Source organism: Bacteroides sp. DH3716P, from assembly GCF_025914115.1.
Taxonomy (GTDB): Bacteria; Bacteroidota; Bacteroidia; order Bacteroidales; family Bacteroidaceae; genus Bacteroides; species Bacteroides ovatus.
In genome coordinates this window covers 6,047,093-6,064,684 of sequence record NZ_CP083673.1, presented here as the reverse complement: position 1 = coordinate 6,064,684, position 17,592 = coordinate 6,047,093, and the positions used below count along the sequence as shown (strand labels likewise).

Here is a 17,592-nt window from a genome sequence, read left to right as displayed (position 1 = left end):
TAATGCAAGTGTAGGCGGAACTTTTTTGTTGTATCCATTTCCTCTTTTGTCTATTCTCCATTATTTTCACCTGACGGTGATTTGGAAAATCCCTCTTCCTCCTTATATTCTTAAAATCGTTAACCGACTTCTTTTACATAAGCAGAAAGATCTGCAGCAGAGATGTTTTTGGCTATAATTACACCATTTCCATCCAATAAATAGTTAGTGAATCCCCGGTTTAAACGGTACTTCTTAAATAAGCCGGAATCCTCGCCTTCTGTTTCCACGAAACAAGTGGGCGTAACTATTTGATCCTTACGAACGGTTTCCTTAAATATTGACTGATATTCGTCAAATGAAATAGAAACCATTTCCACATTATGAGAAGAACGAAGCGCATTGCTCAAACTTACATTTTGCATCCGGGACTGCGCGTCATAACTTGCCCAAAAACTTAGCAACACGTATTTACCTTTCAAATTTCCCAATTTAAAGGCGGGTTGCCCGTTTGACGTAGATTCGATTTTAAAATCAGGGGCTACGTCACCCTCACTCAAACCTCCGGTAGGTTTGTCTTTCTCAACGAAAGCGGTCAAGGAACAAATCAGTAATACAACAAAAATCCATTTTACATGCTTCATGTAATTCGGTTTTAGTTAATACTATCCGGGACTGTCCTTAAACAGTGGTTTCTTCCCGAAACGTTGTCTTTTCAGGCATCAGGCGAAGAGGAATCCGCTGATTATCAGAGCCTTTATTTTTGAAACCGGGTGCAAAGGTAAGCAAATATTAAATTAACTTCCAAGCAAATAAGCAAAAATCTCACTTTTGGGGTATAACTTTTTATGTTATTTAGCATAAAAACGAACTTTTTTCTCTACTTTTGCAGCGTTAAAGTCTATTTTTTATGCAACCATCAAATACTGAATTGATTCTGATTCGAGTTACCGGCGAAGATCGCCCGGGACTGACTGCTTCCGTGACCGAAATCCTTGCCAAATATGATGCCACGATTCTTGATATCGGCCAGGCAGATATTCATAATACATTATCGCTGGGTATCCTGTTCAAGAGTGAAGAAAGACATTCCGGATTCATTATGAAGGAACTGTTGTTCAAGGCTTCTTCCTTGGGAGTGACCATCCGGTTTGAACCTATCACCACCGAGCAATATGAAAACTGGGTAGGTATGCAAGGGAAAAACCGTTATATCCTGACGGTTCTGGGACGCAAGCTTTCCGCCCGACAGATTTCTGCCGCTACAAGCATATTAGCCGAGCAGGGCATGAATATTGATGCTATCAAACGTCTGACAGGTCGTATCCCGTTGGATGAATGTCAGGCAGATGCACGCACCAGGGCTTGCATCGAATTTTCAGTGAGAGGTACTCCGAAAGATCGCATTGCGATGCAGGAGAAGCTGATGAAATTGGCCAGCGAACTGGAAATGGACTTTTCTTTCCAACAGGATAATATGTACCGTCGTATGCGCCGTCTGATCTGTTTTGATATGGACTCTACATTAATCGAAACAGAGGTGATTGACGAACTGGCTATCCGTGCCGGTGTAGGCGACGAAGTAAAGGCCATCACAGAAAGCGCCATGCGTGGAGAAATAGACTTTACAGAGAGCTTTACCCGCCGTGTAGCACTATTGAAAGGGCTGGACGAATCGGTAATGCAGGAAATAGCCGAGAGCTTGCCTATCACGGAGGGCGTAGAACGGCTGATGTATGTATTGAAGAAGTACGGTTACAAAATCGCCATCCTTTCGGGAGGATTCACTTATTTCGGTCAATACCTGCAAAAGAAATACGGTATAGATTACGTCTATGCCAACGAACTGGAAATTATTGACGGCAAACTGACCGGACGTTACCTGGGAGATGTAGTAGACGGAAAACGGAAAGCCGAACTGCTCCGCCTCATTGCACAAGTGGAAAAGGTGGATATTGCACAGACCATCGCCGTAGGAGACGGAGCTAACGACCTCCCTATGCTAGGGGTTGCCGGACTGGGAATTGCTTTCCACGCAAAGCCTAAAGTGGTGGCAAATGCCAAGCAATCGATCAACACTATCGGACTGGATGGAGTGCTCTATTTTCTCGGATTCAAAGATTCTTACTTGAATATGTAATTAGACCAAAAAATAGATTATCTTTGCTGACAAATTAAATAAAAGAATGAAGTTTTCCGAACTACAATTAAATGCAAATGTGCTTGAGGCGCTTGATGCCATGCGATTTGACGAATGTACGCCTATACAGGAGCAGGCAATTCCAATCATACTTGAGGGTAAAGATTTGATCGCAGTAGCACAGACAGGAACAGGTAAAACGGCCGCGTTTCTACTGCCTGTATTGAATAAATTATCTGAAGGTAAACATCCGGAAGATGCGATTAATTGTGTCATCATGTCTCCTACCCGGGAATTGGCCCAACAGATCGACCAGCAAATGGAAGGGTTTTCCTATTTCATGCCGGTATCGAGTGTTGCCGTATACGGTGGAAATGATGGAATATTGTTCGAACAACAGAAAAAAGGACTCACTTTAGGAGCTGATGTTGTTATTGCTACTCCCGGACGTCTGATCGCCCATTTAAGCCTTGGATATGTAGATCTTTCCAAGGTTTCTTATTTTATTCTGGATGAAGCGGACCGGATGCTCGACATGGGATTCTATGAAGATATCATGCAAATTGCGAAATATCTGCCGAAGGAACGACAGACAATCATGTTTTCTGCAACAATGCCTGCAAAGATTCAGCAATTGGCAAACACAATCTTAAATAATCCGTCAGAGATAAAGCTCGCAGTTTCCAAACCTGCAGAAAAGATTATTCAGGCAGCATACGTTTGCTACGAAAATCAAAAGCTGGGAATCATACGCAGTCTTTTTATGGATGAAGTTCCGGAACGTGTGATTGTCTTTGCATCTTCTAAAATCAAGGTCAAGGAAGTAGCCAAGGCTTTGAAATCCATGAAACTGAACGTAGGGGAAATGCATTCGGATCTGGAACAGGCTCAACGGGAAACTGTTATGCATGAGTTTAAAGCCGGACGAATCAATATATTGGTAGCTACGGACATCGTTGCACGTGGTATAGATATCGATGATATCCGCCTGGTTATCAACTTCGACGTGCCTCACGACAGCGAAGACTATGTACACCGTATCGGACGTACAGCACGTGCCAACAATGATGGTGTAGCACTTACGTTCATCAGCGAGAAAGAACAAAGTAACTTCAAAAGTATTGAGAACTTCCTGGAAAAAGAGATTTATAAAATTCCTATTCCTGAAGAATTGGGAGAAGCTCCGGAATACAAACCGCGTCCTTTTAGCAAGGGCAAGGGTGGCAACTACAAAAGAAAAGATTTCCGGGGAAAAAGGAATAATAATAACGGAGGAAAGAGAAATAACCGTCCGTCTCCCCCCAGACAAAATTAAAGCAAGGCTTTTTTAATCCGGCACTATACGATCTGAATGTATGGTGCTTTTTTATTTGGATGAAGTGATAGTCAAATCTCCTTTAAAACTTACTTCCATATTTACAATGCTATATATGGAAGTTTCCGGAATGGCCAGGACAGCTTGATAATGAAAACCGTTCCGGTCTACTTTCATAAACTTTGTATCTGACAGGATGGATTGCTCCAGAAAATCGACAGGAAGTACTTTGTCAAACATCTGTTTGGTAACATCGCTGGCAAACAGGCTCTTTTTACCTTCATACACACAAATGTGCATCACATTATCATAGTATACATTATCCATGCTAATCCCGTCTTCGGAATAAGTCGTCTTGATGACTCTCATTTTAGAAGGATTAATATATACGTATGCGCGATAGCGAGTGCCATTATAGGTCACTACACTATCGCGTTTGGTTACTTCCGTATATGCCGGAATGACTAATTCCTGACGGACAAAATAGATTGAATCATTGGCATCTTCGGATTTATGCAACTTAATTACATCATCCGTTATGGAATGAAACCAGAATATATGTTCTGCCTGCTTATCAATCTTGTAATAAGTAGTATCATTTCCATAAGTATAAAGAGTATCCCGTATTATTTTAAATGCAATGGGAGTACTTTGTACATCTGCATAGTAGATAGTATCTCCTTCTACACGCATCAACGGGCTCTCCGTTTCATCGTCCAGCCAAATTCCCTGCAGTAGTCCTTTTGCACTAAGATCCTCTTTCTCTTGTTGAAGAGAATGGGGACTCTTATTGCCGCTACATGCCGCGAAAAAGATTGCCATTAACGATACAGCCACATTTTTCATCATCTATTTTAGTTTTTATATAAAGATACTCTTATTTTTTTATTTACCAATACAGTGATAAATAAATCCGAGTTCTTCCATCTCTTTTTTATCATATATATTACGTCCGTCCAACACAATCTGCCGGGACATCGTTTTCTTGATAACGGCCCATGAAGGCAGACGGAATTCTTTCCATTCGGTAACCAACATCAACACATCAGCATCCAGTACGGCATCATACATATCGCAAGCATAATAGATAGTATCACCAATCCTGCGCTTACATTCTTGCACGGCAGCCGGATCGTATGCGCGTACTTTACAACCTGCTTTCAGCAATTTATCGATCAGGACTAATGCCGGAGCCTCACGCATATCATCCGTTTCCGGTTTAAATGCCAATCCCCACAAAGCAACAGTCTTACCCTGCAAATCACCATTAAACTGTTTCATTAACTTTTCGAACAAGACGCTTTTTTGGTTCTCATTCACTTCTTCCACAGCCGTAAGTACCCGCATGGTATAACCATTCTGTTCTGCTGTTTTAATCAATGCCTTCACATCTTTGGGGAAGCAGGAACCACCATATCCGATACCCGGGTACAGAAACTTACGTCCGATACGAGTATCCGAACCTATCCCACTACGCACCATATTCACATCCGCACCAACAATCTCGCACAAGTTTGCAATATCATTCATAAAGCTTATACGGGTTGCCAGCATCGAATTTGCCGCATATTTAGTCATTTCCGCAGACGGAATATCCATGAAAATCACACGGAAATTATTCAATAAGAATGGTTTATATAGTTTGGACATCAATTTCTCCGCACGTGCCGACTCCACTCCCACTACCACGCGGTCCGGGCTCATAAAATCACTGATAGCATTTCCTTCTTTAAGGAATTCCGGATTAGAAGCCACATCAAAATCAACCGTCACGCCTCTCTTATCCAGTTCTTCCTGAATAACCGCACGAACCTTACTGGCAGTGCCTACCGGAACGGTACTTTTGGTAACTACCAATTTATACTGTTTCATGTTGCGACCAATGGTACGGGCCACCTCCAATACGTATTTCAAATCAGCGCTGCCATCTTCATCCGGAGGAGTTCCAACTGCACTGAATATAACTTCCACTTCATCCAGACAACTTTCCAATGAGGTAGTAAACTTCAATCGCTTTGCTTTCATATTACGGAGTACCATCTCTTCCAATCCATTTTCATAAATTGGAATGTTCCCCTTTTGCAAAGATTCGATTTTCTCTTTGTTCGTGTCTACGCACGTTACATTCACGCCAATTTCGGCAAAACATGTGCCTGACACCAGACCCACATACCCTGTTCCCACGATTGCAATTTTCATACTTAATCTATTGTTTGTTTAGAAATTCATTCAAAATAAACGGCGTCCTTGAAAGCAGTTCCCTCTCTGTCTTTCGCAGATAATAACATTTGCGACTCTGCCAACGGCCAGTCGATCCCCAATGCTTCGTCATTATATAAAATAGAGGCTTCTGCCTGCGGAGCATACTTGTTATCTACCTTATATGTAAAAACAGCTTCTTCACTCAAGACAGCAAAGCCATGAGCAAAACCACGGGGAATAAAAAATTGTCTCTTGTTTTCTTCACTAAGCAATACACAAACATGCTTTCCAAACGTAGGCGATGATTTACGCAAATCAACGGCAACGTCGAGCACTTCTCCTTTAAGAACACGAACCAGTTTCGCCTGACTATGTTCTCCTTTTTGATAGTGCAATCCACGCAATACACCAAAAGATGATTTCGACTCGTTGTCCTGTATAAAGTTTACGGGACCAATATTGGCTTCAAACTCTTCTTTCTTATAGGCTTCCATAAAATAGCCTCGTTCATCGGAGAAAACTCTAGGCTCGATCAGCCATACTCCGTCTATTTCTGTCTGTATATAGTTCATTATTGATAGTGATAAATAAAACGATGCAAAAGTAGTGAATTTTTCGAAGTTTTCTGGGATATATTCAATTTATCTCTTAATTTTGCAGACATGATTGAATTGGCACAACATATAGAGACTTTACTACTGGAAAACGACTGCGTCATTGTTCCGGGATTTGGTGGTTTTGTAGCGCATTATTCGCCCGCAACCCGCGTAAAGGAAGAAAATATATTTTTACCTCCTACCCGTACAATCGGTTTTAATCCTCAATTAAAACTGAATGACGGCGTACTGGTGCAATCTTATATGTCAGCATACGACACAAGTTTTGCTGACGCCAGCCGTATAGTAGAAAAAGAAGTAAACGAATTTATCGGTCTCCTTCATGAGGAAGGGAAAGCCCATCTGGATAATATAGGCGAGATTCAATCTAACATTTATGGCAACTACGAGTTCGTTCCTTATGATTATAAGATAACAACTCCTTCATTATATGGTCTCGACTCTTTTGAAATACATGAACTTTCGGCTCTGCAGCAGAAAGAAAAAGTATTGGTACCGACTTATCAGGAAAAGGAAAAGAAGACTTTTGAAATTAGTATCAACCGCGCGTATCTCCGCAATGCTGCAGCAATGATTGCTGCCATCGTACTGTTCTTTGCCTTTTCAACTCCGGTAGAGAATACCGACGTTCAAAAGAACAATTATGCACAGTTATTGCCCAGCGAGCTTTTTGAGCAAATAGAAAAGCAATCGGTTGCAGTAACTCCTGTTTATGTTAAGAACGATGCTGCGCAACAAGCAAAGAAGCTTTCTGCTTCTTCTGCTTCAACCAAAACTTCATCTGCTAAAAAGCATACAACGGATAAAGCCAGGACTTCCAAACCGATCGCAGTAAGAGAAGTGGAAGTGGTAAAACAGGAAACAGCGACTCCTGCTCCTGCGGTGAAATCTCAAGAAAGTGCAAATCATCCTTTTCATATCATTGTGGCAGGAGGAATCAGCCTGAAAGATGCAGAAGTTATTGCGAACCAATTAAAATCAAAAGGATTTGCAGATGCAAAAGCTCTGAACACTGATGGTAAAGTACGTGTCAGTATCAGTTCATTTAACAACCGTGATGAAGCGACCAAGCAATTACTTGAGCTAAGAAAAAACGAAACTTATAAGAATGCCTGGTTACTGGCTAAATAAAAAACCCTTTTAAAAAGCATGAAACGAGTTCTTTGTCCTAAATGTGAGAATTATCTTTATTTTGATGAAACCAAGTATAGCGAAGGCCAATCACTGGTATTTGAATGCGAACATTGTGGCAAGCAATTCAGTATCCGGTTAGGAAAAAGTAAAGTTAAGGCTCTTAGAAAGGAAGAAAACCTGGAAGAAGAAGCTGAATCTCATAAAGAAGAATTCGGATATATCACTGTTATCGAAAATGTATTTGGTTTTAAACAGTTACTTCCCTTGCAGGAAGGTGACAATGTCATAGGCCGCCGTTGTGTAGGAACAAACATTAATACTCCCATTGAAAGTGGTGATATGAGCATGGATCGACGCCATTGCATCATCAATATAAAGCGTAATAAGCAAGGAAAGCTAGTCTACACATTACGAGATGCTCCTAGTCTCACAGGTACTTTCCTTATGAATGAAATTCTGGGAGATAAAGACCGTGTACGCATTGAAGATGGCGCTATTGTGACAATTGGAGCTACTACATTTATTTTGCATACGGCTGAACAAGAATAATAAATAACTTGATAATAAAAAATAGCGCCACTTGTTCAGAGGACAGTGGCGCTATTTTTTTATTTAGTCTTCTAATTACAGAATACCTTTAACGGTCTCAAGCATTCCTTTTTCCTGGATAGAATCCAAATCAGCTTTTACGGCTTCTGTCAATCCCGGAATCTTATTCAAATCTTCTCCCCAGATAAAATCTGCAGCCAGAACACCTTCGGCAACTTTCTTTGTGCAACCTGTTGCCCAAAGTTCTTTCAGCAGGTTCATGATTTCAGGAGCATCATTCGGAACAATTTCAGCACCATCAGCACGTACACCACCTTTATAATAAGTAATGATAGCGGCTAAACCAAGTACCAGTCCTTTAGGAAGTTCACCTTTACGTTCCAGATAAGTCTTCAATCCCGGCAAATCACGAGTTTCGTATTTAGGGAAAGAATTCAGCATGATGCTGGTTACTGCATGATCCACGAACGGATTGTTGAAGCGTTCCAATACATCATTTGCAAATTTCTCCAACTCATCCTTCGGCAAGTTCAAAGTTTCCATCAGTTCGTCAAACATTACCTTGTGGATATATTTGCCAATCACTTCGTGCTGGCAAGCATCACGTACAATATTCACTCCCGAGAGATAGGCAACCGGAGAAAGAACAGTATGCGGGCCATTCAACAAAGTAACCTTACGTTCGTGATAAGGAGCTTCTGACGGTACAAATAATACATTCAAGCCTGCCTTGTCAGCCGGGAACTCTTTTGCAACTTCCTGCGGAGCTTCAATAACCCACAAATGGAAAACTTCAGCCTGAACAACCAGATTATCATCATATTGCAGTTTTTCTTTGATAGCAGCAATATCCTTGCGCGGGAATCCCGGAACAATACGGTCTACCAATGTTGCATATACACCACAAGCTTCTTCAAACCAAGTTTTAAACTCATTACCCAGGTTCCACAATTCAATATATTGATAAATTGTTTCTTTCAACTTATGACCATTCAGGAAAATAAGCTCGCAAGGGAAAATAATCAAACCTTTTGTCTTATCACCATTGAATGTTTTAAAACGATGATAGAGTAATTGAGTCAGCTTACCCGGATAAGATGAAGCAGGAGCATCCTCAAGTTTACAAGCCGGATCAAAAGCAATACCAGCCTCTGTAGTGTTTGAAATAACAAAACGCATTTCAGGTTGCTCTGCCAACTTCATAAACTCGTCATTTTGAGTATATGGGTTTAAAGCGCGGCTGATTACATCAATCATTGTCAAGCTGTTAACAGCCTCTCCTTTATCCAATCCTTGAAGGTTTACATGATAAAGATCATCCTGTGCATTCAGCATATCGACCATACCTTTATCAATCGGTTGAACCACTACTACACTGCTGTTGAAATCAGCTTTCTGGTTCATGTTATAAATAATCCAATCTACAAATGCACGCAAAAAGTTACCTTCGCCAAATTGGATAATACGCTCCGGACGTTGTGTTTTAGGAGCAGTTTCTTTGTTTAATGCTTTCATGTTAGTTGTAATTTATAAAGTTGATATTATACAAATTCAAAATAAAAATCAATGTTTTCCTTTATCAGGATATCAATAGGCATGTATTTTACAGGTTCAACAGACTTCTTAAACACGACATGGTCGCACAACGCCTTCACCCCACAATATCCTTGCAAACCCGGACGTTGCCCGATTAAATAATGCACATCACCGGATTTTAATAAATCTACGTTTGCTTTCAGAAGGTCATATCCTATCAGTCCTTTCATGCTACGTCCCGCATGACGAAGATACTCTCCCAACTGATACACTCTGGAATTAAATACAACTCCCAGTAAAGCCTTCGGATGCGCCTGAAAAAACTCATCCAATGTCTGTTGGTTACTTTCCTGATCGGATTTATTAAGTACTACCTCATGGATTACCAAGTTATTATATTCTTCGGCAATGTAACTCATAAAACCATCCAAACGGCGTTGCATCTGTATTTCAGCCGGATTATCTTTATTGTTACTTAAAAACAAAACCAACTCCTGGCCTTCTCCTGCCGAATAATTGCGCATCAATATTTTCGCTGCGATATATCCGCTCTTATATGAATCCTGCCCGATATACGTCAACGCTTTCGCTTCTTCCATATTGAAATCGACAAAAGCATAAGCAATCTTATTTTCCTGTAAATAGGCTGTCAGCGCCAGTGTCTCTTCCCGAAAATTCGGAGAAATCAATACCGCATCCACATTCTTTTCTTTTATAGAAAGGCAGGCTTCCTGATAACTCTTCTCATCCCCATGGTGATAGCACAAATAATCTATACTCACATTAAAAGGACGTAATTCTTGCCGGGCACGCTCAATCCCCCCTACTACCGAATGCCAATAATCATGCTCTATATAATAAGGTATCAAACAGAGGAAAGAATATTTCTTTTTAGCAGCCAAACCGATAGCAAACACATTGGGCTGATAATGAATCTCATCCAACACCTTTTGTACTTTGGCTTTGCTTTTGGGAGACACGTCACCGCGATTGTGCAACACCCTGTCAACCGTTCCGGCGGAAACACCGGCCATACGGGCAATGTCTTTAATGGTATAGTTCTGGTCCTCCATAGTGCTAAAACTTAAATATTATAAATAATCGCTGCAAATATACGAATTATTTTGTTACTCCAAGTAAATTTTCTATTTTTGTGTTCGATAACGGTTAATAAAACTAAAACAAGATTTACGCCTATTAGCTTTAAAATCAATACTATATAGGTATAAATATAGAAAGTAATAATTTTATATACTTAAAACACAGTAATAATGAAGAACTTCATGGACGAAAACTTCTTGCTGCAAACAGAAACTGCGCAAAAGTTGTATCACGAGCATGCGGCTAAAATGCCGATCATCGACTATCACTGTCACCTTATCCCTCAAATGGTAGCTGACGACTACAAGTTTAAATCACTGACTGAAATCTGGTTGGGCGGTGACCACTACAAATGGCGTGCAATGCGTACAAACGGTGTAGACGAACGTTTCTGTACGGGAAAAGATACCACAGACTGGGAAAAATTTGAAAAATGGGCGGAAACAGTACCTTACACTTTCCGCAACCCATTGTACCACTGGACTCACCTTGAACTGAAAACGGCATTTGGTATCAATAAAATATTGAATCCACAAACCGCACGTGAAATTTACGATGAATGTAACGAGAAACTGTCTCAACCCGAATATTCAGCTCGTGGAATGATGCGTCGTTATCATGTAGAAGCCGTTTGCACAACGGATGATCCTATCGATTCATTGGAATATCATATCAAAACACGCGAAAGCGGATTTGAAATCAAGATGTTACCAACATGGCGTCCTGATAAGGCTATGGCTGTAGAAGTCCCTGCAGATTTCCGCAGTTATGTAGAAAAACTGGCAGAGGTAAGTGGCGTTATCATCTCCAACTTTGATGATATGATCGCTGCTTTGCGCAAACGTCATGACTTCTTCGCAGAACAAGGCTGCCGTCTGTCTGACCATGGTATTGAAGAATTCTACGCAGAAGATTATACAGATGCTGAAATCAAAGCCATCTTTAATAAGGTATATGGTGGCGCAGAATTGACCAAGGAAGAAATTCTGAAATTCAAATCAGCAATGCTTGTGATCTTCGGTGAAATGGACTGGGAAAAAGGATGGACTCAACAATTCCATTACGGCGCTATTCGTAACAATAACACGAAGATGTTTAAATTACTGGGTGCTGATACAGGTTTCGACTCTATCGGTGAATTCACAACTGCCAAAGCAATGGCTAAATTCCTTGATCGCCTAAACACTAATGGCAAATTGACTAAAACAATCCTCTACAACTTGAACCCATGCGCCAACGAAGTAATTGCAACAATGCTGGGTAACTTCCAGGATGGTTCTATCCCGGGAAAAATCCAATTTGGTTCCGGATGGTGGTTCCTCGATCAAAAGGATGGTATGGAAAAACAAATGAATGCTTTGTCAGTACTCGGTCTTTTGAGCCGCTTCGTAGGTATGTTGACCGACTCTCGTTCATTCCTATCCTACCCGCGTCATGAATATTTCCGCCGTACATTGTGTAACCTGGTAGGACGTGACGTAGAAAACGGAGAAATTCCGGCATCTGAAATGGATCGTGTAAACCAAATGATTGAAGATATCAGCTACAACAATGCCAAGAACTTCTTCAAGTTCTAATAGATAGTAGTTACACTATAAAAAAATACCGCTACCAAAGTCGAATATAGCTTTGAGTAGCGGTATTTTTTATTCCTATAGCTGAACTGTAACAACAAAGACTCTTAACAAAAAAGGAGAACCTTTTAAGTTCTCCTTTTAATAATCTTTGTACACCCTCAGGGACTCGAACCCTGGACCCATTGATTAAGAGTCAATTGCTCTACCAGCTGAGCTAAGAGTGCAACATTTTATTTTTATTGCAACGTCGAATTTGTACACCCTCAGGGATTCGAACCCTGGACCCACTGATTAAGAGTCAGTTGCTCTACCAACTGAGCTAAGAGTGCTTAATTCCTCGTTTGCGGTTGCAAAAGTAGGTCTTTTATTTTATTTGACCAAACAATCATGCAGCTTTTTTACTATCTTTTTTTCGTCTTTATTCGAACACATAAAGCTCGGAAGGCGTATTTCGCTTTAAAGCAAGTAGTTGCACATTTTTGCCTACAATAACACCTTTGTTCTTTAATTTCCATTCCACCGTTTTATAAGCCAGCTCCGGGTGATTATTGTCTTTACTTAAATGGCATAACCAGATATATCGCAAATGTTCAGTAATATTTTCCGCCAGAAACTCTGCAGTATCAGAGTTACTCATGTGTCCGGTTTTACTTGCAATCCGTTCTTTCAGATATTGAGGATAAGGCCCCATTTTGAGCATTTCCTCATCGTAGTTGGCTTCAAGTATCAGATAATGGGCTTTACTGATATAATGAGCAGCTGTAGGAGTAATCTCTCCAAGGTCGGTTAAGAAAGAAAAGACTTTGCCATCAATTTCAATGCAATACCCCACATTGTCCGTTCCATCGTGTGGCACTTCAAAAGATTCGATGTGAAAATCTTCCAGCGTCATAGGCTCTTGCTTTTCCAGATAACGAACTGACGAGCTAAGTTTCTCCGTCATACAATAGCTACGATTAATTCCAGCATGAATACGTGCGGTTGTATAAACAGGAATATTCATTTTTTCTCCCAGATTACCCACTGCTTTAATATGGTCAGCATGATCGTGCGTTATAAATACCGCACGAATACTATCCATCAAGATATTATAATCTTTCAGTGATTTTTTGATAGTACGTATGCCGATTCCGGCATCTATCAGTATCCCATAGGTTTCAGTGCCCAGATAATAACAGTTCCCGCTACTGCCACTCGCCAGGCTTATAAATTTTACTTTCATGTTTTATCCTCTTTATTAAAATGCAAAATGCCGTCAACTTTTACAGCAAAGTGACGGCAAATATACATAAAAAAGCAGAGAATTACCGAGAAGCCTCCTTCTTTTTGTCGATGGATTCGGTGATTTTTGCAAATAATAGTAGCGCTACAGCGGCAATCAGGCCTATAGCAGCAAAGTAATACCATATATAATGGGCATTTCCACTAGCTGCCTCCCATGCTTCCCGCGTCTCGAACAAAGCCGGATCCGGACAATATTTAGTGAGCAGAATTCCCGCCAGACCAAAACCGAAAATGGAAGAAAGGAATGAATGCAAATGACTGAATCCTAAATACATTCCTTCTTCTCCTTTAGGAGCCTGTAAAGAGAAATATTCCAGATAACGCGGTGAAATGAAACATTCGGCAAGCGCCTGCACAACTATACCCGCAATCATCATCAGAGTAATATTGCTCATACCTGTAATAAGATCATTACCCAACAAATTTCCACATGCCATCAGTAATGCCGAAATAGGAATCAAAAACATTCCCACATTCATCGAAGTAATCGCACTGCGTTTGGACATCAAACGAGTGATAAAACTAACGCAGCAAACCACCACAAACGGATTCACGTTGGCAATCCAACCCGGTTTTGCCGTCTCTCCAGCCATACGAATCACATATTTAGGCATAGTGGCATAAAGCTGCTGTTGCACCATCCAGAAACCTGTAACAATCAAAATAAGAATCAATAAACGCCAGTTTGTGATGATTCGCATAAATCCCTGTCCAATCTCATGGAGACTTTTTCCTTCACCTGCCGTATGCGTCGATTTATAAAGAAGAATAACAGCAAGTAAAGCAACTATTGTCATCGCACCGGAGAAATAATTAATATAGATATACGCTTGTTCACCAATGACATTACGCAAAGGATCGATAATCGTTTTACCGGTGAAAGCACCCACATTTACCATCATATAAAATATGGAATAACCACGGGCACGGGTTGCTTCCGTTGTTTCTTTAGCCACAGAAGCGGAGATAATGGACTTAATGAAAGAACCTCCCACCATAAGTACAAACAAAACCGGCACGATGATCCACCGGGTATAGCTATCAGGCAAACCATTAAATTGAGTAGTGGCACCATAACTAACCAAACCGGCAGCTTCCAGTAAAGTGGGCAGTACACCCAACCCTAAATATCCGATGGATAATAAGGAAAATGCTATAATCATTGATTTCCGGAAACCGATCTTGTCAGCATAAGCACCGGAAAAAATAGGAAGCAGATACAATCCACCGGAAAAAAGCCCGGAAATCATACTTGCTTCGAAATCATTAAAACCTAAAATGGAAGATAGATAAATAGTGAGAACGATAAAAACGGCATAATATGCCATACGCTCAAACAGTTCGACTGTGTTGCTGACCCAAAATGCTCTCGTAAAGCCTTTAGCAGCACGCTGAGGGGAATTGTTCATGTATTTATATTTTTATTAAAATGTTAATTTGAGACAAAGATACGTTTTTTTGGCTTACTGTCCGTATCTTTGTTCCAAATTAGGTAATTAAAAACTATGATTATAGCTGTTGATTTTGACGGAACGATTGTAGAACATCGTTATCCACGCATTGGTGAAGAGATTCCATTCGCTGTTGACACATTGAAGTTATTGCAACAAGAAAAGCATCGTTTAATACTGTGGAGTGTGCGTGAAGGAGCACTTCTGGACGAAGCTGTCGAATGGTGTAAAGCCAGAGGTTTAGAATTTTATGCCGTTAATAAGGATTATCCTGAAGAGCAGAAAGGCCATCAGGGATTCTCTCGAAAGTTGAAAGCCGACATGTTCATTGACGATCGAAATCTGGGTGGTTTACCAGACTGGGGAGTCATTTACGAAATGATTAAAGAGAAAAAGACGTTTGCAGATATCTATAGCCAAAACGGAGAAGAAGAAAAAACATCCCTGAAAAAGAAGAAAAGATGGCTGCCTTTTTAGGAAGCTGATAAATATCAAACTAATAAAATAGAAATGCACTCTTATCTGACATGATTAGAGTGCATTTCTATATTCATAAATGATTTATCATTCAACATTGAATCGCAATTTGCTACGCTTCTTTATTTTCCCACTTTTCCCTAAACTCCCATAATTGCTCAATAGTGGGATGAAAAGTCGGATTCTCCCAGTTTCTGGAAATCATTGCAATCAAAGATTCCAAATACGATTTACCATCAATAATGGTAGTACATTTATTGACCTGATATCTTTCTGTTGGATAATTCTTTGTCTCAATCATCTTTTTTGCCCAGTTCAATAATTCCTGAACAGCTTCATTGTCATAAGTATGTTGTGCCATATCTTTAGAATTTTCCGCAAAGATACAAAGTTTATTTATTCATAAATAAAGTTGTTCGTTTCTTTTTACTATAAAGATTCCATTTTAAATTTATACCTTTACGTCCAATATACTCAATTAGACTAACTAATAGAAACAATAATTATGAAGAAAATTTTCATTTTAGTATGTTCATGTGCTCTTTTGGCAGCATGCAACAATAGCGCGAAAACAAACAAGAGTGCCGGTGCAGACAGTACTTCAATCGAAGTAACCGATATCCATAATGCGGAAAATTCACTTGATTACGAAGGAACTTATAAAGGAGTTTTCCCCGCTGCCGATTGTCCGGGTATTGAAACAACCCTGACATTAAATCCGGACAAAACATTCAGCCTCCATTCCGTATATATCGATAGAGACAGCTCATTTGACGAAAAAGGTACATATACTTTAAAAGACAACCTATTGACTCTTAATGAAGAAGGCGGAGAACTTTCTTATTATAAAGTAGAAGAAAATCATTTACGCAAACTAACAATGGATAAACAAGAAATAACCGGAGAACTTGCAGACCATTATGTTTTAAATAAGGAATAAGGTCCAAACAAATTTTGCTATCAATAGAGAACAAATTCAATATTTTTTATGTTTATATAAATAGATATAAACTTAAAAATAGAACAACTTATGATTTATAGTTTTTTATTTCCCACAAAATCGAATACAACGAAAGTATCTTTGTTGCTATTGGCTGTCCGGATCATCTTCGGTATATTATTAATGAACCACGGTATCCAGAAATGGAGTAACTTCCAGGAGATGTCAGCAGTATTTCCTGATCCGCTTGGAATAGGAAGTCCCCTATCTCTCGGATTAGCAATTTTTGGCGAACTCGTATGTTCGATGGCATTTATCATCGGATTCCTGTATCGCTTGGCAATGATCCCGATGATTTTCACAATGATAGTAGCCTTCTTTGTTGTTCATGCTAATGACGTATTTGCGGTTAAAGAGCTAGCTTTCATCTATTTAGTTGTATTTATATTGATGTATATTGCCGGTCCCGGTAAATTTTCAATAGACCATATCATAGGAAACGAATTGTCACGGCGGAAGTCAAGAGTATACAAAAATTAGAAATAACAGCCCCGATTAATTAAAAAATATTATATTTGCATACACATAAGAGAGAAATTATCAATATTTTTTATTAATCAAAAACATTTTAACATGAAAAGAGGAAAACTGACTTTAGTCGCAGTAGTACTTAGTGGTAGCTTATTATTCAGTTCTTGTGTAGGATCATTTGGTTTATTCAACCGCCTGTCTTCCTGGAATCAATCAGTTGGAAACAAGTTTGTAAACGAACTCGTATTCCTTGCTTTCAACATTGTTCCGGTTTATGGTGTAGCTTACCTGGCTGATGCTTTAGTTATCAACTCAATCGAATTCTGGAGTGGCTCCAATCCGATGGCTAATGTAGGTGACGTAAAGAAAGTAAAAGGAGAAAACGGCAACTACATGGTGAAAACTCTTGAGAATGGATATTCCATTACTAAAGAGGGCGAAACTGCTTCAATGGACCTGATCTACAACAAAGAAGCCAACACATGGAATGTCGTTGCAAACGGTGAAAGCGCTGAATTAGTAAAAATGAACAATGATGGCACTGCTGATTTGTTCTTGCCAAATGGCGAAAAGATGAATGTAACGCTGGATGCTCAAGGCATGCTGGCAGCACGCCAGGCTACAATGAGCAATTTTATGTTTGCCGCCCGCTAAAAATAAAAACAAATACGAAGGAGGTGTGTCGTAATGCACGATGCACCTCTTTTTTTGTTCATCACTATACAAATCTGTTCACTTTCTTTAAGCTGCGATCTTTTG

Annotated in this window: 18 protein-coding genes and 2 tRNA genes; 9 read left to right on the top strand and 11 right to left on the bottom strand. The window is 39.9% G+C overall.

All coding sequences use genetic code 11. The features are described from left to right. Window positions 1–119 precede the first annotated feature (119 nt). Window positions 120–623, bottom strand: a complete 504-nt coding sequence (locus KQP79_RS23240) for a thioredoxin-like domain-containing protein (RefSeq protein WP_004295908.1) — start codon at window positions 621–623, stop codon at window positions 120–122. Window positions 624–889: 266 nt separating this feature from the next. Between KQP79_RS23240 and serB the strand changes: the two genes are divergently transcribed. Beyond that, a complete protein-coding gene (serB, locus tag KQP79_RS23235; protein ID WP_004295907.1) occupies window positions 890–2,119 on the top strand; it encodes a phosphoserine phosphatase SerB in 1,230 nt (409 codons plus the stop codon). A 46-nt stretch (window positions 2,120–2,165) separates the two neighbouring features. Beyond that, on the top strand, window positions 2,166–3,434 hold the full coding sequence (locus KQP79_RS23230) for a DEAD/DEAH box helicase (RefSeq protein ID WP_022199089.1): 1,269 nt from the start codon (window positions 2,166–2,168) through the stop codon (window positions 3,432–3,434). A gap of 51 nt (window positions 3,435–3,485) precedes the next feature. Here KQP79_RS23230 and KQP79_RS23225 read toward each other — a convergent pair whose 3' ends face one another. The 3 genes from KQP79_RS23225 to rfbC are packed head-to-tail and all read right to left on the bottom strand — an operon-like array spanning window position 3,486 to window position 6,208. Continuing rightward, a complete protein-coding gene (locus KQP79_RS23225) occupies window positions 3,486–4,283 on the bottom strand; it encodes a DUF4738 domain-containing protein (RefSeq protein ID WP_004295905.1) in 798 nt (265 codons plus the stop codon). Window positions 4,284–4,319: 36 nt separating this feature from the next. Then, the gene (locus KQP79_RS23220) at window positions 4,320–5,633 is read right to left on the bottom strand and encodes a UDP-glucose dehydrogenase family protein (protein WP_004295904.1); all 1,314 of its coding nucleotides are present in this window, start codon (window positions 5,631–5,633) and stop codon (window positions 4,320–4,322) included. A 26-nt stretch (window positions 5,634–5,659) separates the two neighbouring features. Further along, a complete protein-coding gene (rfbC, locus tag KQP79_RS23215) occupies window positions 5,660–6,208 on the bottom strand; it encodes a dTDP-4-dehydrorhamnose 3,5-epimerase (RefSeq protein ID WP_004295903.1) in 549 nt (182 codons plus the stop codon). A gap of 90 nt (window positions 6,209–6,298) precedes the next feature. Between rfbC and KQP79_RS23210 the strand changes: the two genes are divergently transcribed. Beyond that, entirely contained in the window at window positions 6,299–7,384 is a 1,086-nt protein-coding gene (locus tag KQP79_RS23210) for an SPOR domain-containing protein (protein ID WP_061448216.1), read from the top strand. A gap of 18 nt (window positions 7,385–7,402) precedes the next feature. After that, complete coding sequence (locus KQP79_RS23205) at window positions 7,403–7,936, top strand: FHA domain-containing protein (protein ID WP_004295901.1); 534 nt, start codon at window positions 7,403–7,405, stop codon at window positions 7,934–7,936. Window positions 7,937–8,011: 75 nt separating this feature from the next. Here the strand turns inward: KQP79_RS23205 and KQP79_RS23200 are convergent, their stop codons facing one another. Both KQP79_RS23200 and KQP79_RS23195 read right to left on the bottom strand, forming a co-directional pair. Further along, window positions 8,012–9,451: a tagaturonate reductase gene (locus tag KQP79_RS23200; protein ID WP_004295900.1), complete on the bottom strand. Its 1,440-nt coding sequence runs from the start codon at window positions 9,449–9,451 to the stop codon at window positions 8,012–8,014. A 26-nt stretch (window positions 9,452–9,477) separates the two neighbouring features. Further along, complete coding sequence (locus tag KQP79_RS23195) at window positions 9,478–10,545, bottom strand: substrate-binding domain-containing protein (protein WP_004303151.1); 1,068 nt, start codon at window positions 10,543–10,545, stop codon at window positions 9,478–9,480. A gap of 198 nt (window positions 10,546–10,743) precedes the next feature. On the opposite strand from KQP79_RS23195, the gene uxaC reads away from it, so the two are divergent. Then, on the top strand, window positions 10,744–12,150 hold the full coding sequence (gene uxaC / locus KQP79_RS23190; protein WP_004303152.1) for a glucuronate isomerase: 1,407 nt from the start codon (window positions 10,744–10,746) through the stop codon (window positions 12,148–12,150). 151 nt (window positions 12,151–12,301) lie between these two features. Here the strand turns inward: uxaC and KQP79_RS23185 are convergent. From KQP79_RS23185 to KQP79_RS23170, 4 genes are all read right to left on the bottom strand, one after another. Continuing rightward, window positions 12,302–12,374, bottom strand: a tRNA-Lys gene (locus tag KQP79_RS23185). 32 nt (window positions 12,375–12,406) lie between these two features. Further along, window positions 12,407–12,479, bottom strand: a tRNA-Lys gene (locus tag KQP79_RS23180). A gap of 89 nt (window positions 12,480–12,568) precedes the next feature. Further along, window positions 12,569–13,372 (bottom strand): MBL fold metallo-hydrolase, encoded by an 804-nt coding sequence (locus KQP79_RS23175; protein ID WP_004311676.1) that lies wholly within the window; start codon window positions 13,370–13,372, stop codon window positions 12,569–12,571. 82 nt (window positions 13,373–13,454) lie between these two features. After that, window positions 13,455–14,843: a peptide MFS transporter gene (locus KQP79_RS23170; RefSeq protein ID WP_004311677.1), complete on the bottom strand. Its 1,389-nt coding sequence runs from the start codon at window positions 14,841–14,843 to the stop codon at window positions 13,455–13,457. Between the two features lie 96 nt (window positions 14,844–14,939). Here KQP79_RS23170 and KQP79_RS23165 point away from each other — a divergent pair, with 96 nt between their 5' ends. Continuing rightward, window positions 14,940–15,362, top strand: a complete 423-nt coding sequence (locus KQP79_RS23165; RefSeq protein ID WP_004295895.1) for a BT0820 family HAD-type phosphatase — start codon at window positions 14,940–14,942, stop codon at window positions 15,360–15,362. A 112-nt stretch (window positions 15,363–15,474) separates the two neighbouring features. Here KQP79_RS23165 and KQP79_RS23160 read toward each other — a convergent pair whose 3' ends face one another. Beyond that, window positions 15,475–15,723: a DUF6965 family protein gene (locus KQP79_RS23160; protein WP_004295894.1), complete on the bottom strand. Its 249-nt coding sequence runs from the start codon at window positions 15,721–15,723 to the stop codon at window positions 15,475–15,477. Window positions 15,724–15,867: 144 nt separating this feature from the next. Between KQP79_RS23160 and KQP79_RS23155 the strand changes: the two genes are divergently transcribed. The 3 genes from KQP79_RS23155 (at window position 15,868) to KQP79_RS23145 (ending at window position 17,487) form a co-directional block, all read left to right on the top strand. After that, window positions 15,868–16,302: a copper resistance protein NlpE gene (locus tag KQP79_RS23155; protein ID WP_004295893.1), complete on the top strand. Its 435-nt coding sequence runs from the start codon at window positions 15,868–15,870 to the stop codon at window positions 16,300–16,302. Window positions 16,303–16,392: 90 nt separating this feature from the next. Next, window positions 16,393–16,842, top strand: coding sequence for a DoxX family protein (locus tag KQP79_RS23150; RefSeq protein ID WP_004295892.1), 450 nt, complete (start codon window positions 16,393–16,395; stop codon window positions 16,840–16,842). Between the two features lie 93 nt (window positions 16,843–16,935). Further along, window positions 16,936–17,487 (top strand): DUF3332 domain-containing protein, encoded by a 552-nt coding sequence (locus KQP79_RS23145; protein ID WP_004295891.1) that lies wholly within the window; start codon window positions 16,936–16,938, stop codon window positions 17,485–17,487. The last annotated feature ends 105 nt before the right edge of the window (window positions 17,488–17,592 follow it).